This window comes from Synechococcus sp. UW106, assembly GCF_900474015.1.
GTDB lineage: Bacteria > Cyanobacteriota > Cyanobacteriia > PCC-6307 > Cyanobiaceae > Parasynechococcus.
The window spans coordinates 206,420-224,962 of sequence record NZ_UCNV01000009.1; the positions used below are offsets into that span (position 1 = coordinate 206,420).

Below are 18,543 nucleotides of genomic sequence, written 5' to 3' on the forward strand. Positions count from 1 at the left end.
GCTTATTCCACCGTGACGCTCTTGGCCAAATTGCGGGGTTGATCCACATCCAGGCCGCGATGGGCGGCGATGTGATAACTCAGCAACTGCATCGGCACCACGGTGAGCAAAGGGCTAAGCCACTCGCTTACAGAAGGCACCGGCAGCAGTTCATCAAACAAATCGGTATCGGGCCCTTGGGGCGCAACACCGATCAGCTGTGCATCGCGGGCCTTCGCTTCCTGAGCGTTGCTGAGCACCTTTTCGAACACCACACCGGGCACGGCGATCGACACCACTGGCACCCGGGAATCCAGCAGGGCGATCGGTCCATGCTTCATCTCACCCGCCGGGTAACCCTCGGCATGGATGTAGCTGATTTCCTTCAGTTTCAACGCTCCTTCAAGAGCAATCGGGTAGTTGATGCCCCGGCCCAGGAAAATCACATCCTGAGTGTCTGCAAAGCGGTGGGCCAGGGCCTCCGAGCGCTGATCATGCAGATCAACCAACTGACGCAGCTGCTGAGGCAAGGTCCGCAATTCATCCGCCAGGGCTTTGATCTCAGCCGCGGAGCGTGCGCCACGACGGGCAGCAAACGCCATGGCCAAGCCATAGAAAGCCAAGAGCTGGCCGAGGAAGGTCTTGGTGGCGGCCACGCCGACCTCGATACCGGCCCCGATATCGAGAATGTGCGGCACCTGACGCGACAGGGAGCTTTCCGGACGGTTGGTCACCCCCAGTTGGCGGGGGGCAAAGGCTGGATCCCCATGGGCCAGACGCCGCTCCGCCTCCATGGCCAGGGCGGCCAGGGTGTCTGCTGTTTCACCGGATTGGGTGACGCCAATGGTAAGGGTGTGGGGAGCCAGCGGCGGCGGGGCATAACGGAATTCACTGGCGTAATGCACCGATGTGGGTATTCCTGCGAACTGCTCCAGCAGGTAGGCCCCCACCATCGCGGCGTGGCGGCTGGTGCCGCAGGCCAGGATCTGAATCCGCTCGATTCCTGCGTAGAAGGCCTCATCCATCGGCAGCGCCACCGGCTGCTCAGTTGCCAGCCCCTGGGGCAGATGACGGGCCACCCACAGCTCAGCGGTCTCCGGTTGCTCATGGATTTCCTTGAGCATGAAGTGGCGGAACTCGCGTTTGTCCGCCACATGATCCACGCCGCTGAGCTGGGTGGGCATGCGTTGCTGGCGCACCCCTGCTGCGTCGTAAAGCTCAACGCCAAGGGGTGAGAGCAAGGCCACCTCGCCGTCTTCCATCGGCAAGATCGTGCGGGTGAAACCTGCTAAAGCCGGTGTGTCGCTGGCACAGAGGAATTCCCCTTCACCCAACCCGATCAAGAGGGGTGCCGCCTTACGAGCCACCACAAGTGCACCCGGCGCCTGATTCCAGATCACCGCCAGGGCATAGGCCCCTTGCAACTTGGGCAGCACCCGCTGCAGAGCCTCCAGCAAAAGACCACCGCCTGGGGCTCCGCCCCCTGCTTGCAGCTGCTGAAGCTCCACAGCAAGAAGATGGGGTATCACCTCGGTGTCCGTCTCCGACTGAAACACCACCCCTGAAGCCTGCAGCTGCTCCCGCAGGGAACGGTGATTTTCAATAATTCCGTTCTGCACCACGGCCACAGCCCCATCACTGCTGCGGTGCGGATGGGCATTGCGCTCCTCCGGTTTGCCGTGGGTGGCCCAGCGGGTATGGCCAATGCCGCATTGCCCGGGAGCCCCTTGAGCTTCCACAAGGGCGGTGAGGTTGCGCAGCTTGCCCTTGGCCCGCAGACAGGTCAGCACCCCTGGAGCGTCAACCGTCGCAATCCCGGCGGAGTCGTAACCGCGGTACTCCAGCTGACGAAGTCCCTCCAGAAGCTGGGGTGCCGCTTCACGGGAGCCCACCAGGGCAACGATTCCGCACATACAAAAAAAGCCCGGCTGAAGCCGGGCAGAGCTTATGAGGTGAAACGGTTCAAATCAGTAAGCCAGGCCCATGGAGCGGGTCGTCTCATCTCCGAGATAGACGCGGATGCTCAGGAAGTCGGTAGGGCAGGCGGTTTCACAGCGCTTGCAACCCACACAGTCTTCGGTGCGCGGAGATGATGCGATCTGGCCGGCCTTACAGCCGTCCCAGGGCACCATCTCAAGCACGTCGAGAGGGCAGGCACGCACGCACTGGGTGCAACCGATGCAGGTGTCGTAGATCTTGACGGCGTGGGACATGTGCCCGATTCATACGAAGGCTTGAAGCAAACGTACCCCTCCCTGAGATGTCCTTGGCCATGCCGTCACCGTTGTTAACGGCGGGGGCACTTCGCGAGGTGATCCCTGAGGGCGTGCCCGTAAGATGCAGCGTCCCGTTGCCACGGCTATGTCCCAGGAAGCGATCCTCGAGAAGGTCCGTTCGATCGTTGCGGAGCAACTGAGTGTTGACTCCGGCGAAGTGAAGCCGGAATCCAACTTCCAGAACGATCTGGGTGCTGATTCTCTGGACACCGTGGAACTCGTGATGGCCCTGGAAGAGGCCTTCGACATCGAGATTCCCGACGAAGCTGCTGAAGGCATCACCACTGTTGGCGACGCCGTCAAATACATCGAAGACAAGCAAGCCTGAACAACGCAATGGTGGATGGTCTCCATCGCGTCGTCATTACCGGCCTCGGCGCGGTCACACCGATCGGCAACACGGTTCAGGATTACTGGAACGGCCTCACCTCCGGCAGCAACGGAGTAGAGGCCATCACCCTGTTCGATGCATCTGAGCACGCCTGTCGCTTTGCGGCGGAGGTGAAGGATTTCGATCCGACAGGTTTCATCGAACCGAAGGAAGCCAAGCGCTGGGATCGGTTCTGCAAGTTCGGCGTGGTGGCAGCCAAGCAGGCTGTGGCCCATGCCGGCCTTGACATCAACGACGCGAATGCGGATCGGATCGGCACGATCATCGGCTCCGGCGTCGGCGGACTGCTCACGATGGAAACCCAAGCCCACGTGCTCGAGGGCCGCGGTCCGGGACGGGTGAGCCCGTTCACGGTGCCGATGATGATCCCCAATATGGCCACAGGTTTAGCGGCGATTGCCCTGGGCACCAAAGGCCCCAGCTCTGCCGTGGCCACCGCCTGCGCCGCAGGCTCCAATGCTGTTGGTGATGCCTTCCGGTTGCTGCAGCTGGGCAAGGCTGACGCGATGGTTTGCGGTGGCGCCGAATCGGCGATCACTCCCCTAGGGGTTGCCGGCTTCGCCAGCGCCAAGGCCTTGTCGTTCCGCAATGACGATCCGGCCACTGCCAGTCGTCCGTTCGACAAGGAACGGGATGGCTTTGTGATCGGTGAAGGTGCTGGCGTGCTGGTGCTCGAAACACTCGAGCATGCCCAAGCCCGTGGCGCCACGATCCTCGGCGAAGTGGTGGGCTACGGCATGACCTGCGATGCCCACCACATCACCTCACCCACGCCCGGCGGCGTCGGGGGAGCTGAAGCGATGCGCCTGGCCCTGGCCGATGGCGGGATCGATGCTTCGGAAATCGACTATGTCAACGCCCATGGCACCAGCACCCCGGCGAACGATAAGAACGAGACCTCCGCGATCAAGAGCGCACTGGGCGACCGTGCGCTGCAGATTCCCGTGAGCTCCACCAAATCGATGACCGGTCACCTGCTGGGTGGCTCCGGCGGCATCGAAGCCGTGGCCTGCGTGCTGGCGCTGCAACACGGCGTCGTGCCCCCCACGATCAACCACACCACCCCGGATCCCGACTGTGATCTGGATGTCGTGCCGAATACGGCGCGGGATCAGACACTGGGAACCGTCTTGTCCAACTCCTTCGGCTTCGGCGGCCACAACGTCTGCCTGGCTTTCAAACGCGCCAGCTGAGCCTTACCGCTCACGCCGTGCGTCAAAATCGCTCCAACTTTTCCTACTAACACCATGGTCGCTGCGCCCGCGTCACTCGACACGCTCTGCATCAACAGCATTCGGATGCTGGCTGTCGACGCCATCAACAAGTCCAACAGCGGCCACCCCGGTCTGCCGATGGGCTGCGCACCCATGGGTTATGCCCTCTGGGACAAGTTCCTCAAGCACAACCCAAAGAACCCCAAGTGGTTCAACCGCGACCGCTTCGTGCTGTCTGCTGGCCACGGCTGCATGCTGCTTTACGCGCTGCTGCACCTCACCGGCTACGACTCGGTGACGATCGACGACATCAAGCAGTTCCGTCAGTGGGGCTCCAAAACTCCCGGTCACCCCGAAACCTTTGAAACCCCGGGCGTTGAAGTGACCACCGGCCCTCTGGGTGCCGGCATTTCCAACGCAGTGGGTCTGGCCATCGCTGAATCCCACCTGGCGGCCAAGTTCAACAAGGCTGACGCCACCGTGGTGGATCACTACACCTATGTGGTGATGGGTGACGGCTGTAACCAAGAAGGCGTCTCTTCCGAAGCTGCATCGCTGGCTGGTCACCTCAAGCTGGGCAAGCTGATCGCCCTGTACGACGACAACAGCATCACCATCGACGGCCGCACCGATGTGTCCTTCACCGAGGACGTGCTGAAGCGCTACGAGGCCTACGGCTGGCACGTGCAGCACGTGGCCGAGGGCAACACCGATGTGGATGCCATCGCCAAAGCGATCGAAGCCGCCAAGGCAGTGACCGACAAGCCGTCGATCATCAAGGTGACCACCATCATTGGCTACGGCTCCCCCAACAAGGCAGACACCGCCGGCGTGCATGGTGCTGCTCTGGGTGAAGAGGAAGCGGCCCTGACCCGTCAGCAGCTGGGTTGGGACTACGCCCCCTTCGAAATTCCCCAGGACGCCTACGACCAGTTCCGCCAAGCCATCGACCGTGGCGCCAGCCTCGAGGCCGAGTGGAACCAGACCCTGGCGACCTACCGCACCAAGTACCCCACGGAAGCCGCCGAGTTCGAGCGGATGCTGCGAGGAGAGCTACCCGAGGGTTGGGACAAGGATCTGCCCACCTACACCCCCGAAGATGGTGGATTGGCCACCCGGAAGCACTCCCAGATCTGCCTGGGTGCTCTGGGACCCAACCTGCCCGAGCTCATTGGCGGCTCCGCTGACCTCACCCACTCCAATTACACGGACATCAAGGGTGAAACCGGCTCCTACCAGGCCAGCAGCCCTGAGAAGCGCTACCTGCACTTCGGTGTGCGCGAGCACGCCATGGCCGCCATCCTCAACGGCATCGCATATCACAACAGTGGTCTGATCCCGTACGGCGGCACCTTCCTGGTGTTCGCCGACTACATGCGCGGCTCCATGCGCCTATCTGCCCTGAGCATGCTGGGTGTGATCTACGTGCTCACCCACGACTCCATCGGCGTCGGCGAAGACGGCCCCACCCACCAGCCGATCGAAACCATCCCATCGCTCCGCGCGATGCCAGGGATGTTGGTGTTCCGCCCTGGCGACGGCAACGAGACCAGTGGTGCTTACAAGGTGGCGATCCAAAACCGCAATCGCCCCAGCTCCCTCTGCCTCAGCCGTCAGGGAATGGCCAACCAGGCCAATTCCTCCATCGACAAGGTGGCACTTGGTGGCTATGTGCTCGAAGACTGCGCGGGCACTCCCGATCTGATTTTGATCGGTACCGGCACCGAGCTCGACCTCTGCGTTCAGGCAGCCAAGCAACTCACCGCTGAAGGCAAGAAGGTGCGCGTGGTGTCCATGCCCTGCGTCGAACTGTTCGACGAGCAGACCGATGCCTACAAGGAAGAGGTGCTCCCCAACGCCGTGCGCAAGCGCATCGTGGTTGAGGCCGCTGAATCCTTTGGCTGGCACCGTTTCATCGGCCTGGATGGCGACAGCGTGACCATGAACCGTTTCGGTGCTTCCGCCCCCGGCGGCACCTGCCTCAAGGAATTCGGTTTCACCGTGGAGAACGTGGTCGCCAAAGCCAAAGCTCTGCTCGGCTGATCCCCAGAGAACCCTTCAATGCGAAGCCCCGCTGCCTAAGCAGGGGGGCTTTTTAGTGGCTTCTACAAAAAAGCCCGACGTCCGAAAGGACGCCGGGCAAATGACTGGATACAAACGACGTGATCAATCAGCTTTGTCGAGCTTGACCGGAGTGAGCTCTGCAGCGCCTGCTTTGGTTTCGAGGACCTTTTGAAGACCTTCAAGGTCCTCGTCGGTGATCTTGGTCTGCATCGGGCAGTGCTTCGGTCCACACATGGAGCAAAACTCAGCCTGCTTGTAGATATCAGCCGGCAGGGTCTCATCGTGATACTCCTTGGCGCGCTCAGGATCAAGCGATAGCTCGAACTGCTTGTTCCAATCAAAGGCGTAACGGGCCCGGCTCAACTCATCATCACGATCCCGAGCACCCGGGCGGTGACGGGCGATGTCTGCCGCATGGGCAGCGATCTTGTAGGCAATCAAGCCTTCCCGTACATCCTCAGCATTGGGGAGACCGAGGTGTTCCTTCGGAGTCACATAACAGAGCATCGCTGTGCCATGCCAACCGGCCATGGCCGCACCGATTGCCGAGGTGATGTGGTCATACCCAGGAGCGATGTCAGTCACCAGGGGGCCGAGCACATAGAAGGGCGCTTCGCTGCACTCCTCCATCTGCTTTTTCACGTTGAACTCGATCTGGTCGAGGGGCACGTGACCAGGACCTTCCACCATCACCTGGACGTCGTGCTTCCAAGCCCGACGGGTCAGTTCGCCCAAGGTGTGCAGTTCGGCCAGTTGAGCGGCGTCCGACGCATCGTGCTGGCAACCAGGGCGCAGAGAATCACCCAGCGAGAAGGTGCAGTCGTAGCGCTTGAAAATCTCGCAGATGTCGTCGAACCGTGTGTAGAGAGGGTTCTGGCGATGGTGATAGAGCATCCATTGGGCCAGGATGCCGCCACCACGGCTGACGATGCCCGTAATGCGTCCCTTCACCTTGGGCAGGTGCTCGATCAACAGACCGGCGTGGATGGTCTGGTAATCAACTCCCTGCTGGCAGTGCTTCTCAATGATGTGGAGGAAGTCATCCTCATCGAGCTTCTCGATTGAGCCATGCACGCTTTCCAGCGCCTGATACACCGGCACTGTGCCGATGGGCACCGGAGACGCGTTGATAATCGCGGTGCGCACCTCATCAAGATTCACTCCGCCAGTGGAAAGATCCATCACCGTGTCGGCGCCGTACTTCACCGCCAACTTGAGCTTGTTCACCTCCTCGGCAGCATCCGACGCATTGGGTGAAGCGCCGATATTGGCGTTCACCTTGCACTTGCTGGCGATGCCGATCGCCATCGGCTCCAGGTTGGCGTGATTGACGTTGGCCGGGATGATCATTCGCCCCCGAGCCACTTCCTCCATCACCAGCGACTCGGGCAGGTTCTCCCGTTTGGCCACATGGGCCATTTCTTCAGTCACTAGCCCCTGACGGGCGTAGTGCATCTGAGAGACGTTGGCCTGGCCCTTGCGGGACTCAACCCAGGAAGCGCGCATGATCTGAAGTGCGACGGATTGCCCAGGGGTCGACTTTTTGGCCGTAGATCACGCTCAAACACTTCCCTGCGCCGGCATAACCCGGGATCAGGTTCGGAGGGTGTGATCTCAGTCTGAGCGCGTTTTGAACTCAGACACCCCTAGTGATGTCTAAAAGCTAGCAACGTTCCTGAAAGCAAGGTTCAGCTTGATTGCAGGCCGTTTAGAACTGCTGCCACGACACGGTGATCACTGTCCTGCTGCAGAGATTGCAACAAGCTTCTGGCCTGCAGGGCAATGGGATCGTTGCCCCCTTCCCGGACGATCCGACTCAGGATTTCAGCTCCACTGACCCGCACAATGCCATCGGCATCGGCAACGGCGAGAGTCGCCAATTCAAGCAACCAACCCAGATCAATGCCGGGCTGCTCCGCCAAGGCGGACAAGATGCTGCAGCGCACCAACCAGGCGTTGTCCGCCTCGAAAGCCGAGAACAGCAGAGGCCAGGCCCGCTCGACCCCATAACTGGCCAGAGAGTTAGCTGCTTCGGCCCGGACGTTGGGGTCCTCATCCGCAGTGATCAACTCACTGAGCACGGCCCAGCCCTGCTCAGTGCGCTTGTAGCCCAGGCCGCTGCAACTCAACGAGCGCACCAAAAAGGGTTTTTGCTGTGTGCCCAGCACCAGCAACGGCACCGCCTCCGCATCCGAGCAATGGCGAAGCTGGGTGATCGCTGGCATCGCCTTCACAGGGTCTCCGCTAGCAATGGCCAGGCGCACAGTGTCGAGATCAGGCTTCTGGGGGTCGGTCTCACTCATGGGTTGCTGCCGGGGGTGCGCGCCCGCTGAAGATCGGCCAACAGCCTGGCGCGGCGACGCTGCCGACCGAGAGCGCTGCTGATCATCAGGCCCGAACCAACCAGCACCGCCGGAAGCACCTGCACTTGATCTTTCCCCTGACGCTGCTGTGAGGCCAGCAGGGCCAGCAGGATCAGCAGTGGTGCCCCAAGGGAAACCCAAATCACAGCGCGGCGTTGGTTCATGACGAAGCGTTCTCCGCGATCCAAGCCAGCAAGGTGGCAGTGAGCACGGCAATACCAACACCGAGGGCATCCTCCTCCAGGGCAAAGGCCCCGTTATGCAACGGGGCACACCCTTCAGGCCCAGCAACCCCCAGCCGCACCATCATTCCCGGCACATCCCGAAGCAACTCAGCAAAGTCTTCCGCCCCCAAGGAGGGTTGCTCCACCTGCAGCACCTTGTCGCGGCCCAAACAATCCACCGCACAGCGCTCGAGGAGATCCGTGAGCTGCGGATCGTTGTGCACCGGCGGCGCAATGCAGCGGTAGTTCACCACAGCCGTGCCGCCTCCGCTAGCGCAAATCCCCTGCACCGTCTCTTCGATCCAAGCTGGCAACTGGGCGTGCTGCTGCAGATCCAGGCAGCGCACCGTGCCCAGCAAGCGCACTTGATCGGCAATCACGTTGAAGGCGCGACCGCCGTCCACCTTGCCGAAACTAATGACCACCGGCTGCAGAGCATCCAAGCGGCGAGCGATCGTCTGCTGCAACTCCGTGATCACGCGGGCGGCAAGCCAAACAGCATCCACCGACTGATGGGGGCGGGCACCATGCCCCCCTTCCCCCTGCACCACGACCTCCAGCTCGCCGGCCGCCGCGGTGAGACAGCCCCGTCTGATCCCGACCGTGCCCACCGGCAGATTCGGCACCACATGGAGCCCATACAAGGCACCGAGGCCATCTACAGCCCCCGCATCCCGCATCCACACCGCCCCCTGGGCCAACTCTTCAGCGGGTTGAAACAGCAGCCGCACCCGGCCGCCCAACTTCGGCTCCTGGGCCAACAACCGCGCCACCCCCAGCCCCGTGCAGGTGTGCAGGTCGTGGCCACAGGCATGCATCAGCCCCTGGCGGGTGGAGGCATAGGGCAGACCGGTGCGTTCCTCCACCGGAAGTGCATCCATATCGACTCGCAGCCCCACCGTGGGCCCTTGCTCTGGCCCCAGTTCGGCCACCACCCCCGTGCGACCGACCCCCTCGCGCACGCACCAGCCCAACTGGCGCAACTCCCCCGCCACCAGGGCAGCCGTCTGGTGTTCCTCACCACTGAGTTCAGGGTGAGCATGCAGATGCCGGCGCAGCTCCAGCAACTCAGGCAGCTCACGGCTGAGTCGGTCGGAAAGAGCCGATGCCTCGGTCATCTCAGGCTGGCTCATCTCAGGAGGCCTCCAAGGCCAGGAATGCCATCAGATCCGCCGTCGGCTGCGGCGGCCAACGGCGCACTTGTTGCAGCCAATCCGCCTGGCGGTAGCGCTGGTCCAAACCCGCTGCCGCAGCCCAGTGGCTTTCGGCTTCACCGCTAGATCCCTCACGCCAGAGCAGGCCACTGAGGGCTGCCCGAGCATCGGCAAACAAGGGATAGCGACGGATCAGCTTGCGCAATTCCGCCTCCGCCCAATCGAGATCTCCCGACTGCCAAGCCGCCAGGGCCTCGCTGGAACGGGCCATCGCAAAACCAGGACGGGCAAGGGCAGCCTGGCCGTAGAGCGAACGGGCCTGAGGCCAATCCCCCTGCGAGCCGCGCACATTGGCCAGGTTGTAAAGGGCTGAGGCATCGTCTGGATACCGCTCCAGGATCCAGAGATAGTCGTCTGCCGCTGCGGACCACTCCTGAAGCGCCTCCTCCGCCGTGCCCCGGTTGAGGCGTGGGTCGCTTTCCTCCGGCGCCAAAACGATCGAGGCGCTCTGGTCTTCGATGGCCCCTGAAGCATCCCCAAGGGCAAGACGAACATTGCCGCGGTTGCTCAGTGCGGCTGCATCCTCTGGGGCCTGCTCCAGGAAGCGGTCCCAGAGGGGCAACGCCTCAGCAAAATCTCCCTGACGGCTCGCCGTCAGCGCCTGCTCATAGAGCCCCTGAAGATCCAGGGCCTGCACCGGCAGCACCAGCACCAGCACCAGGCTCAGCAACAGCACCAGAAGCCGGTTCATGCCGCCTCCGCCAGATGGCTGCGGGCCGCATCCGTGACCATCCGGCCGCGGGGGGTGCGCATCAACAGCCCCTGCTGCAACAAAAACGGTTCCACCACCGTTTCCAAGGTGACGGGGTCATCTCCGAGGGCCGCCGCCAGGGTCTCCAGGCCCACCGGGCCACCTCCATGGTGGTCAATCAGCAGCTGCAATAGCCGACGGTCACTGGCATCAAGGCCGCGATGGTCGACCCGGTGGAGGCTGAGGGCCTCTCCCACCAGAGCCTGATCAATGGTGCCATCGCTACCGCTCATGCCACCACCGCGGACGCTGGCCACATCCCGCACCCGGCGCAGCAAACGATTAGCGATCCGCGGAGTGCCGCGACAGGAGGCCGCAATGCTGCTGCGAGCCTCAGGCGTCAGGGTCAACCCGATCAACCCTGCGGTGCGTGACACAATCGCCTCCAAATCCGACTGGCCGTAGAACTCCAACCGCTGAATCAGGCCGAAGCGGTCCCGCAGCGGGGAGCTCAGCGATCCGGCGCGGGTGGTGGCCCCCACCAGGGTGAACGGCGGCAGGTCAAGGGAGCGGGTGCGCGCCGTGCTGCCCTTGCCCACGGTGAGATCCAAGCGACGGTCTTCCATCGCCGGATACAGCAACTCCTCCGCAACCCGGCTGAGACGGTGAATCTCGTCAATGAACAGCAGATCGCGGGGCTGCAAGTTGACCAACAGACCAACGATGTCGCGCGGGCGTTCCAGGGCCGGCGCACTGGTGACCTTGCACTGAACCCCCATCTCCTCGGCCAACACCATGGCCATGGTGGTTTTGCCCAAACCCGGCGGGCCGTAGAGCAGCACATGATCGAGGGCATCGCCGCGGCCGAGTGCCGCTTGCACCGCAATGCCCAGCACCTGCTTCAGCTCGCTCTGACCGATGTAATCGGCCAAGCGCTGGGGCCGAAGCTTGTCTTCCGGCCGACTCACCGCCTCTTCAGGGGCCGGCTGGGGGTCCACCAGCGCTTCGGGACGGCGTGCTGGCTTGCGACCGGAACTGGAGGAGACAATCGCCATGCGGGCAGGGTACCCAGACCTGGATAGGGTCGGAAGACACAGCCAGAGCCATGGCCAAGGGAGGAGCGAAAAAAGCAGCAGCAGCCGCAGCACGGGCCGCTGCCAATCGGATGCTGGCCGACAACCGTCAGGCCCGACATCAATACGAGATCCTCGAGACCCTGGAAACCGGCATCGAGCTAGTGGGCACCGAAGTGAAGTCAATCCGGAACGGCAAGGCCAACCTGCGCGATGGCTTCTGCCTGATCCGCAGTGGGGAACTGCAATTGCACAACGTGCACATCTCACCCCACACCCATGCCAGCAACTACTTCAACCACGACCCGCTGCGCACCCGCAAACTTCTGGCCCATCGCCGCGAGATCGACAAGCTGCGCGGTTTGGTGGATCAGAAAGGTCTCACGCTGATTCCCCTCAACCTTCACCTCAAGGGGTCCTGGATCAAGCTCACCATCGGGCTGGTCAAAGGTCGCAAGTTGCACGACAAGCGGGCCGCCGAAAAGGAGAAGCAATCCAAGAAAGAGGTGAAGGCGGCGATAGCTCGCTACTGATCGTTCGAATCCAGCCCCGGTGGCCTCACCAATTCCCCCGTGGCCGAGTCGGGCAGCGGATCCAGGTCCACTGCCGGCAGGGGAGGACGAGGACGGTCTGCTCTACAGGACAAGGTGAACAGACCGGAGGAGACCCCCTCGTTGGTGATCAGCACCTGCAGGGGTGAACCCGCCTCAGCGGCAATCCTGGCCACCCGCAGCGGGCCGCGCTCCTCCACCACCTGCCCATTCGCACCGAACACCACCATCTGCATCAGCGGAGTGCCGTTGATGCCAAGGGCCAGGGCATCACCGTCCGGAACCTGCACCAGCACGAGGCGAGCGCCACCGGCAGGAATGCGCAAAGACGTGTTGGTGGGTTCCAGAGGACGCGCCTTAAGTCGCACGATTTCGACGTCATCAAGACTCTCCATCGCCGCTGCAATCCAAAGCTGACGGAAGGGTTCCGCTGGTTTGCGGCCCTGCATCGTGCCCGGCAGCAGATCCTGAGCCGCGGCACTCACCAGATGCTCCACCACCCTTGGATGAACACTCTGTTGCTGCAGCGCCAGACGCGGCTGCTCCCAGTCCACATCCCGCAGACGCCCCAACCGGGCCCGGATCGCCGGCGGCAGCTGCTCGATCCGGGCCAACCATCCCTCCGCCAGCTCGCTCCAGACCTGTCGCAGCGCCGCATCATCTAGCGATTCCGAACGGAGGCTGTCGCCCCCCGCAGGGAAACGGCTGGTCAGGCTGGCATCCACCAACTTGAGGAACCAATCGCGATCCACCTGAAGGGCCCGCAACCGGCTGAACAGCTGCTGGCGCTGATCCAGCTCCGCCGGCGGCAGGCTGAGAGCAGGCTGCTGAATCGCCCTATCTCGGCCTATGCGGGGGCCCTTTTCTATCGGGGAAGTGCGTGGGAGCAGCAACCAGCCGATAGCGGAACCCACCAGGGCCGACAGGGCCAGAGCAATAACCACGGGCCAGAGACGACCCTCCGCTCCCTGCTCGCGGGCCATGGCCCGGCTGGTTCGCGGCGACACGGTGAGCTCCGGGACGCTGGGATCAGTCACTGATGCGGGCAACACAACCGAACCCAAAGCCTTGAGGACATCGGATGCTTCGCTGAAACGGCGCTCCGGTGCTTCAGAGAGAAGGCGCTCCAACACCTGGCGAAATCCCGGCTCAAGCGAAAGACCCTCCGGCCAGGACCCGTCCTCGCCATTTGTGGCCATCAGGGCTGATGACTCCTTGCCGCTGAGCAACTCCAGAGCGGTGACCCCCAGGTCATGCAGATCCCTACAGGCAGACTCCTTCGAGGTGGCGCCCTCCCGCTGCATCCGACCACCATCCAGCAGTACAGGCAGGCCATCACTGCCGCGACGCAACAGATGGCGGGGATTCACATCACCGTGAACAAGCCCGCAGCCATGGAACATCTCCAGCAAAGGCAGGATCTGGCGCAGCAGCAACAGCACATCGCCGGCACCGAAGCGCGTTTGCCGTCGCAGCACGTCGTAAGCGACGCCGTCCTGCCAGTCGCGAACGAGCCAAATCGCCCCATCCAACTCGAACAGCTCTCCGCAGCGGGGCAACTGGGGATGCGTTAACGACTGCAACTGGGGCCAGATCCCCTGCAGTCGCTGCTGGGCTGCCGTGGTCTCCAGTTGGCGGATGGCCACTGGCACATCACCAGCCATCACATCCACGGCACGCCAAAGGGATCCCTGCACCGGATCGGGCCCACTGAGCCGCTCCTCCAGGCGGTAACGCTCCACCAGCAGAGTGCCGGAACCGCTCAAGTAAATCAGCCAATTCAATGGGCTGATGGTACCGATGGTCTGCAGCAGCCCCTAGGGTCCGCAGAAGATTGGCCGGACCCGTGCTGCTGGACACCCTGCTGGCGGTGCGGCGCCGCAGCGAAGCACTGATCGCACCCCTGGAACCGGAAGACCTGATGATTCAAGGGATGGCGGATGCCAGCCCACCCAAATGGCATCTGGGCCACACCACCTGGTTCTTCGACACCTTTGTGCTTCAACCCCACGCACCTGGGCACAAGGCCTGCGACGCGCTCTGGAACTATCAATTCAACTCCTATTACGAGGCCGTCGGAGACCGCCATCCCCGACCACAACGAGGCTTGCTCAGCCGCCCGGCCATCGGCGCGGTGCTGGCCTGGCGCCAACGGGTGGATGCCGGACTGGAAGAGCTGCTGCAGAAGCCACCCGAAGACTTAATAGCCCTGGTGGAGCTTGGGCTGCACCACGAACAGCAGCACCAGGAACTGCTGCTGATGGACCTATTGGATGGCTTCCACCGCCAGCCTCTGGAACCCACCTACAACCCAGACGCCGAGCTGACCCTGCAGATGGAGCCAGACCAATGGCTCCCCTGCCCTGGCGGCCTGGTGGAGATCGGCCACCAGGGCGACGGCTTTCACTTCGACAACGAGACACCGCGGCACCGGGTGTGGCTGGAGCCGTTTGAGCTGAGCAGCACCCTGGTGAGCAACGGCGCTTACGCAGCCTTCATCGCTGACGGGGGCTATCAGCGCGCCGAACTGTGGATGAGTGAAGGATGGACCTTGATCCAGCAGCACCAGTGGCAGGCTCCGCGCTACTGGGGCGGAGACAACGACGAGTTCACCCTGGCGGGACGCCGCCGCCGCGACCCCCAGGCACCCGTGCGGCATCTGAGCTGGTTCGAAGCGGATGCCTATGCCCGCTGGAGCGGTACCCGTCTCCCTACAGAAGCGGAATGGGAGCACGCTTGTGGCGTACACGGCAGCGCCATGAAGCAGGCCCACCGGGTGCTGTGGCAGTGGACCTCCAGTGCCTACAGCCCCTATCCCGGCTTCCTCCCGGTAGAGGGGCCCATCGGCGAATACAACGGCAAATTCATGAGTTCACAGATGGTGCTGCGGGGCAGCAGCTGGCTCACCCCTCCAGGCCACGAGCGCGACACCTACCGCAATTTCTTCCAGCCGGCGAGCCGCTGGATGGCCGCGGGCATCCGTTTAGCCCGATGAACATCACCCTGCTCAACCTCCACCCACCCCCGGCGGATCTGGTGCGCCTGGTCGACGAGGGTCTGCGGCGCAGCCCCCGCCAGTTACCAGCCTGGATGCTCTACGACGCCGAAGGATCACGGCTGTTCGCCGAGATCTGCCGGCAGCCGGAATACACCCTCACCCAACGGGAAATCACCCTGTTGGAAGACCATGCGCCCGCTATCGCCGCCGCAACGGGACCCGGGCTGGTGGTGGAGTTCGGCATCGGCAACGCTCGCAAAGTGGATCCGTTGCTCACGGCCCTCGGCAGCAGCGTCTTCGCCGCCTTGGACATCAGCCTCAGCGCCCTGGAGGAGGCCCTTTCCGGTCTCGCCGCCCGGCACCCGAAGACCGCCATGGTGGGCATCTGCTGTGATCACACCCGCCTTCCACAGCTGCCGCCACACCCCGCTCTAGAGAAACAACGGCGCATCGGCTTCTTCCCTGGCAGCTCCCTGGGCAACTTCACCCCGGAGGACGCCGTGCACTTCCTCCGCAATGCCCGGCAGCTGTTGGCTGGAGGCCCGCTGCTGCTGGGGTTGGATCAACCGCGAGAGCCAGCACTGATGGAAGCGGCCTACGACGATGCAGCCGGCGTGTCCGCCAGCTTCGCCCACAATCTGCTGCAGCGACTCAATCGCGACCTCCAGGGCGATGCCGATCCCGCGCAGTTCCGTTACCAGGCCAGCTGGCAACCGCAGCAGCAGCGGATCGAAATGGCCCTTATCAGCAGACGGGATCAGACCGTGCACCTGGCCGGCAACGCCTGGTCCTTCCGGGACGGCGAGGCCTGGATCACCGAACACAGCGTCAAGTATTCGCCGGGGGCCGCAGCCGCCCTTGTGGCACGGGCTGGCTGGCGGATTGAGCGCCGCTGGGAGGATCCACACCAGCAGATCGCTCTGCATCTGCTTTTGCCGGCAAACTGAGCTCAAGAGCTCACGGCGGCATGAAAAAAGACGAACGGCGTCAGGCGATCAAGCAGCAGCGCGAGCAGCTGATCAAGGAGCTGGAGGCGGTGTACATGGCGGCCTTTGATCGCCTGGGGGAATTGGAAGGTGAAGTGGGCGAGGTCAAAGCGGCTCAACTCACCATGATGATTCTCAACTCCAAAACAGCCGCAATCGAGCCCCTGGAAAAAGAGATCGAAAAACCGGTGATCACTACACCCGGCGAAGCATGAGCAGCTGGCTGGAGCAGTTGGAGCGGGAGCTGGACGCAAGGCTCTCCGCCTTTCTGCGCAACAACCCCGTCCAAGACAACCTGTTCAGCGAACAGCACCTGAGGGATCGAGCCGGAGCCCTGCAACGGCAACGCCAGCAACTGCAAAGCGAAGCGAAGCAGCAACGCCAGCAGCTGCTCCGGCTTGCCGACGACGTGCGGGGTTGGCGCAGCCGGGTTGACCGCGCCAGGGCAGCTGGAGCAGACGAGCTAGCCAAGCGGGCCGAACAGCACCTCAGCAGCCTGATGAACCAGGGACGAGCCCTCTGGGCCGACCTGGAAGACCTGGGACGCCGCTTCAATGAAGTGGAACGGCAGCTGGGTGAGCTTGTCCAGCAACGGCAAACGCCCAGCCCCTCAACATTGGAGAAGGACTGGGCGTTGTTTGAAGCGGAGCAAGAGTTGGACCAGCTACGCCGCGACTCTGGACTGACTTAACTCAGGCCTTGGGAGCGGGAGGCTCAAGGCTGACACCCTCGGGCGGAGGTGTGGGGTCGGGATCAGCGATCAACATGTGCTGCAGCACGATCTCCGGTCGCTCACTGTCGCGCCAGCGGATGCGATAGGCGGGCATCTTGGTGCCGCGGCTGGTGGTCTGCTCGACCGGCTCCATCACCCATCCCCTGCGGGAACGGCCCTGGGGATTCCGCTTGACCACTGCATCAGCGTGCTTGAAGCGAAACCCGACGCGTTCTCCACTCATGAGGATTGGACTATGCCACTCCCTTCATTATTCCACTGAGGGTGTGTCCTGCTTGCGAACCTCCGGTTTCAAAAGTGGGAATGCGATCACATCGCGGATCGAGGGACTGTCTGTAAGGAGCATCACCAGTCGGTCAATACCAATGCCCAAACCTCCCGTGGGGGGCATGCCCACCTCCAGGGCCGTGACGAAATCCTCATCCAGGCCCTGAGCTTCAAGGTCGCCGGCCGCCTTGCGCTCCTGCTGGGCCTCCAGTCGCTGACGTTGATCCACAGGATCAGTGAGTTCACTAAAGGCATTGGCGTGCTCGCGCCCGACGATGAACAACTCGAAGCGTTCCACCAGTCCGGGCTTGCTGCGATGTGGCCGGGCCAAGGGCGAAATCTCCACTGGATAATCGGTCACGAAGGTCGGCTGAATCAGGGTCGTCTCCACCGCTTGCTCGAAGGCCTCGTTGAGTAGACGGCCCACCGAATCGGCCAGTTCAGGCGCATGCAAGCCCTGAGCAGTCATCGCCGCGGCAGCCGCCGCCCGACTGCTGAAACTCGTGAAATCAAGCCCCGTCGCCTCCTGCACAAGGTCGTGCATCGTGGCTCTGCGCCACGGAGGCGCGAGATCGATCTCGGTGCCCTGATACGTGATGGTGGTTGTCCCGCAGACCTCCTGACACACCGCGCTGACCATCTGCTCGGTGAGCTCCATCATCCCGATGTAATCGCTGTAGGCCTGATAGACCTCCACCGAGGTGAACTCAGGATTGTGGCGGGTGCTGACCCCCTCATTGCGGAAGATCCGGCCCAGCTCGTACACCCGCTCAAAACCGCCCACCACCAAGCGCTTCAGGTGCAACTCCGTCGCAATCCTCAGGGTGAGGGGGAGGTCGAGCGCGTTGTGATGGGTCTCGAACGGCCGTGCGTCGGCACCACCGGGCTCGCTCTGCAAGACGGGGGTCTCGATCTCAAGAAAATCCCGCTGATCGAGCCAACGACGGATGCCACTCACCAAGCGGGCACGGCGCCGGAAGGTCTCACGGCTGTCAGGGGAGACGACCAGGTCGAGGTAGCGCTGGCGGTAGCGCTTCTCCACATCGGCCAGACCATGCCACTTATCCGGCAGCGGTTGCAGCGCCTTCGTGAGCATGCGCCAGTCGCTCACCTTCACCGACAGTTCTCCACGGTCGGTACGACGGAGGGTGCCGGTCACCCCCAGCCAGTCGCCACTGTCCACAAGAGAGGTGATCTGTTTGAACCAACCCTCCTGCTGTGCCTCAAGACCCGCCTTCTCCAAAAACAACTGGATGGATCCCGTCTCATCCGCAAGGGTGAAAAAGGCCAGTTTTCCCATCACCCGGCGCGTCATCACCCGTCCTGCCACGGAAACGCTGACGTCCCGTTCTTCGCCCTTAGGCAGATCGGCATGGGTCTCCTGCAGCTCAGCCATGCGGTGGCTGGGGTTGAAGGTCAGGGCATAGGGCCCTTGCCCCAGCTCCTTTAATGCCCTCGCCTTTTCCAGACGGGTATCGCGCAGCTCAGACACAGCAGCAGATCAGTCGGGCGCCATCCT

Annotated in this window: 19 protein-coding genes and 1 riboswitch; of the genes, 8 read left to right on the forward strand and 11 right to left on the reverse strand. The window is 62.9% G+C overall.

Going from position 1 to position 18,543, the window contains the following annotated elements; all coding sequences use genetic code 11:
• Positions 1-2: 2 nt before the first annotated feature.
• Together glmS and psaC are read right to left on the reverse strand one after the other, a co-directional pair.
• Positions 3-1,892: a glutamine--fructose-6-phosphate transaminase (isomerizing) gene (gene glmS / locus DXY30_RS08760; protein ID WP_115094531.1), complete on the reverse strand. Its 1,890-nt coding sequence runs from the start codon at positions 1,890-1,892 to the stop codon at positions 3-5.
• 54 nt (positions 1,893-1,946) lie between these two features.
• Positions 1,947-2,192, reverse strand: coding sequence for a photosystem I iron-sulfur center protein PsaC (gene psaC, locus DXY30_RS08765; RefSeq protein WP_006850103.1), 246 nt, complete (start codon positions 2,190-2,192; stop codon positions 1,947-1,949).
• A 148-nt stretch (positions 2,193-2,340) separates the two neighbouring features.
• On the opposite strand from psaC, the gene acpP reads away from it, so the two are divergent.
• The 3 genes from acpP to tkt are packed head-to-tail and all read left to right on the forward strand — an operon-like array spanning position 2,341 to position 5,903.
• The gene (gene acpP, locus DXY30_RS08770) at positions 2,341-2,583 is read left to right on the forward strand and encodes an acyl carrier protein (RefSeq protein WP_011363161.1); all 243 of its coding nucleotides are present in this window, start codon (positions 2,341-2,343) and stop codon (positions 2,581-2,583) included.
• An 8-nt stretch (positions 2,584-2,591) separates the two neighbouring features.
• The gene (gene fabF, locus DXY30_RS08775) at positions 2,592-3,839 is read left to right on the forward strand and encodes a beta-ketoacyl-ACP synthase II (protein ID WP_115024827.1); all 1,248 of its coding nucleotides are present in this window, start codon (positions 2,592-2,594) and stop codon (positions 3,837-3,839) included.
• A 54-nt stretch (positions 3,840-3,893) separates the two neighbouring features.
• Positions 3,894-5,903, forward strand: coding sequence for a transketolase (gene tkt, locus DXY30_RS08780; protein ID WP_115094533.1), 2,010 nt, complete (start codon positions 3,894-3,896; stop codon positions 5,901-5,903).
• A gap of 123 nt (positions 5,904-6,026) precedes the next feature.
• Here tkt and thiC read toward each other — a convergent pair whose 3' ends face one another.
• From thiC to ruvB, 6 genes are all read right to left on the reverse strand, one after another.
• The gene (gene thiC, locus DXY30_RS08785) at positions 6,027-7,430 is read right to left on the reverse strand and encodes a phosphomethylpyrimidine synthase ThiC (RefSeq protein ID WP_115094536.1); all 1,404 of its coding nucleotides are present in this window, start codon (positions 7,428-7,430) and stop codon (positions 6,027-6,029) included.
• Positions 7,431-7,476: 46 nt separating this feature from the next.
• Positions 7,477-7,582: riboswitch (TPP riboswitch) on the reverse strand.
• A 30-nt stretch (positions 7,583-7,612) separates the two neighbouring features.
• Positions 7,613-8,227, reverse strand: a complete 615-nt coding sequence (locus DXY30_RS08790; RefSeq protein WP_115094538.1) for a HEAT repeat domain-containing protein — start codon at positions 8,225-8,227, stop codon at positions 7,613-7,615.
• A complete protein-coding gene (locus DXY30_RS08795; RefSeq protein WP_115094540.1) occupies positions 8,224-8,451 on the reverse strand; it encodes a DUF3188 domain-containing protein in 228 nt (75 codons plus the stop codon). The genes DXY30_RS08790 and DXY30_RS08795 overlap by 4 nt, the downstream gene beginning before the upstream one ends.
• The gene (locus DXY30_RS08800; RefSeq protein ID WP_371638800.1) at positions 8,448-9,644 is read right to left on the reverse strand and encodes an amidohydrolase; all 1,197 of its coding nucleotides are present in this window, start codon (positions 9,642-9,644) and stop codon (positions 8,448-8,450) included. The genes DXY30_RS08795 and DXY30_RS08800 overlap by 4 nt, the downstream gene beginning before the upstream one ends.
• A gap of 1 nt (position 9,645) precedes the next feature.
• Complete coding sequence (locus tag DXY30_RS08805; protein ID WP_115094542.1) at positions 9,646-10,416, reverse strand: tetratricopeptide repeat protein; 771 nt, start codon at positions 10,414-10,416, stop codon at positions 9,646-9,648.
• A complete protein-coding gene (ruvB, locus tag DXY30_RS08810; protein WP_115094544.1) occupies positions 10,413-11,471 on the reverse strand; it encodes a Holliday junction branch migration DNA helicase RuvB in 1,059 nt (352 codons plus the stop codon). The genes DXY30_RS08805 and ruvB overlap by 4 nt, the downstream gene beginning before the upstream one ends.
• 50 nt (positions 11,472-11,521) lie before the next feature.
• Here ruvB and smpB point away from each other — a divergent pair, with 50 nt between their 5' ends.
• Positions 11,522-12,022 (forward strand): SsrA-binding protein SmpB, encoded by a 501-nt coding sequence (gene smpB, locus DXY30_RS08815; RefSeq protein WP_115024835.1) that lies wholly within the window; start codon positions 11,522-11,524, stop codon positions 12,020-12,022.
• Here the strand turns inward: smpB and DXY30_RS08820 are convergent.
• The gene (locus DXY30_RS08820) at positions 12,016-13,806 is read right to left on the reverse strand and encodes a serine/threonine protein kinase (RefSeq protein ID WP_115094961.1); all 1,791 of its coding nucleotides are present in this window, start codon (positions 13,804-13,806) and stop codon (positions 12,016-12,018) included. The two genes, smpB and DXY30_RS08820, sit on opposite strands and share 7 nt — an antisense overlap.
• Positions 13,807-13,874: 68 nt before the next feature.
• On the opposite strand from DXY30_RS08820, the gene egtB reads away from it, so the two are divergent.
• The 4 genes from egtB to DXY30_RS08840 are packed head-to-tail and all read left to right on the forward strand — an operon-like array spanning position 13,875 to position 16,715.
• Positions 13,875-15,035, forward strand: coding sequence for an ergothioneine biosynthesis protein EgtB (egtB, locus tag DXY30_RS08825; RefSeq protein WP_244281344.1), 1,161 nt, complete (start codon positions 13,875-13,877; stop codon positions 15,033-15,035).
• Entirely contained in the window at positions 15,032-15,985 is a 954-nt protein-coding gene (gene egtD / locus DXY30_RS08830) for an L-histidine N(alpha)-methyltransferase (RefSeq protein WP_115094546.1), read from the forward strand. The genes egtB and egtD overlap by 4 nt, the downstream gene beginning before the upstream one ends.
• Before the next feature lie 20 nt (positions 15,986-16,005).
• Positions 16,006-16,239, forward strand: coding sequence for a hercynine metabolism small protein (locus DXY30_RS08835; RefSeq protein ID WP_115094548.1), 234 nt, complete (start codon positions 16,006-16,008; stop codon positions 16,237-16,239).
• Positions 16,236-16,715, forward strand: coding sequence for a hercynine metabolism protein (locus DXY30_RS08840; protein WP_115094549.1), 480 nt, complete (start codon positions 16,236-16,238; stop codon positions 16,713-16,715). Before DXY30_RS08835 ends, DXY30_RS08840 begins: the two co-directional genes overlap by 4 nt.
• A gap of 1 nt (position 16,716) precedes the next feature.
• On the opposite strand, the gene DXY30_RS08845 is transcribed toward DXY30_RS08840, so the two are convergent.
• Both DXY30_RS08845 and lysS read right to left on the reverse strand, forming a co-directional pair.
• Positions 16,717-16,980, reverse strand: coding sequence for a hypothetical protein (locus DXY30_RS08845; protein ID WP_006851112.1), 264 nt, complete (start codon positions 16,978-16,980; stop codon positions 16,717-16,719).
• A 27-nt stretch (positions 16,981-17,007) separates the two neighbouring features.
• The gene (lysS, locus tag DXY30_RS08850) at positions 17,008-18,516 is read right to left on the reverse strand and encodes a lysine--tRNA ligase (protein WP_115094551.1); all 1,509 of its coding nucleotides are present in this window, start codon (positions 18,514-18,516) and stop codon (positions 17,008-17,010) included.
• Positions 18,517-18,543: the final 27 nt, after the last annotated feature.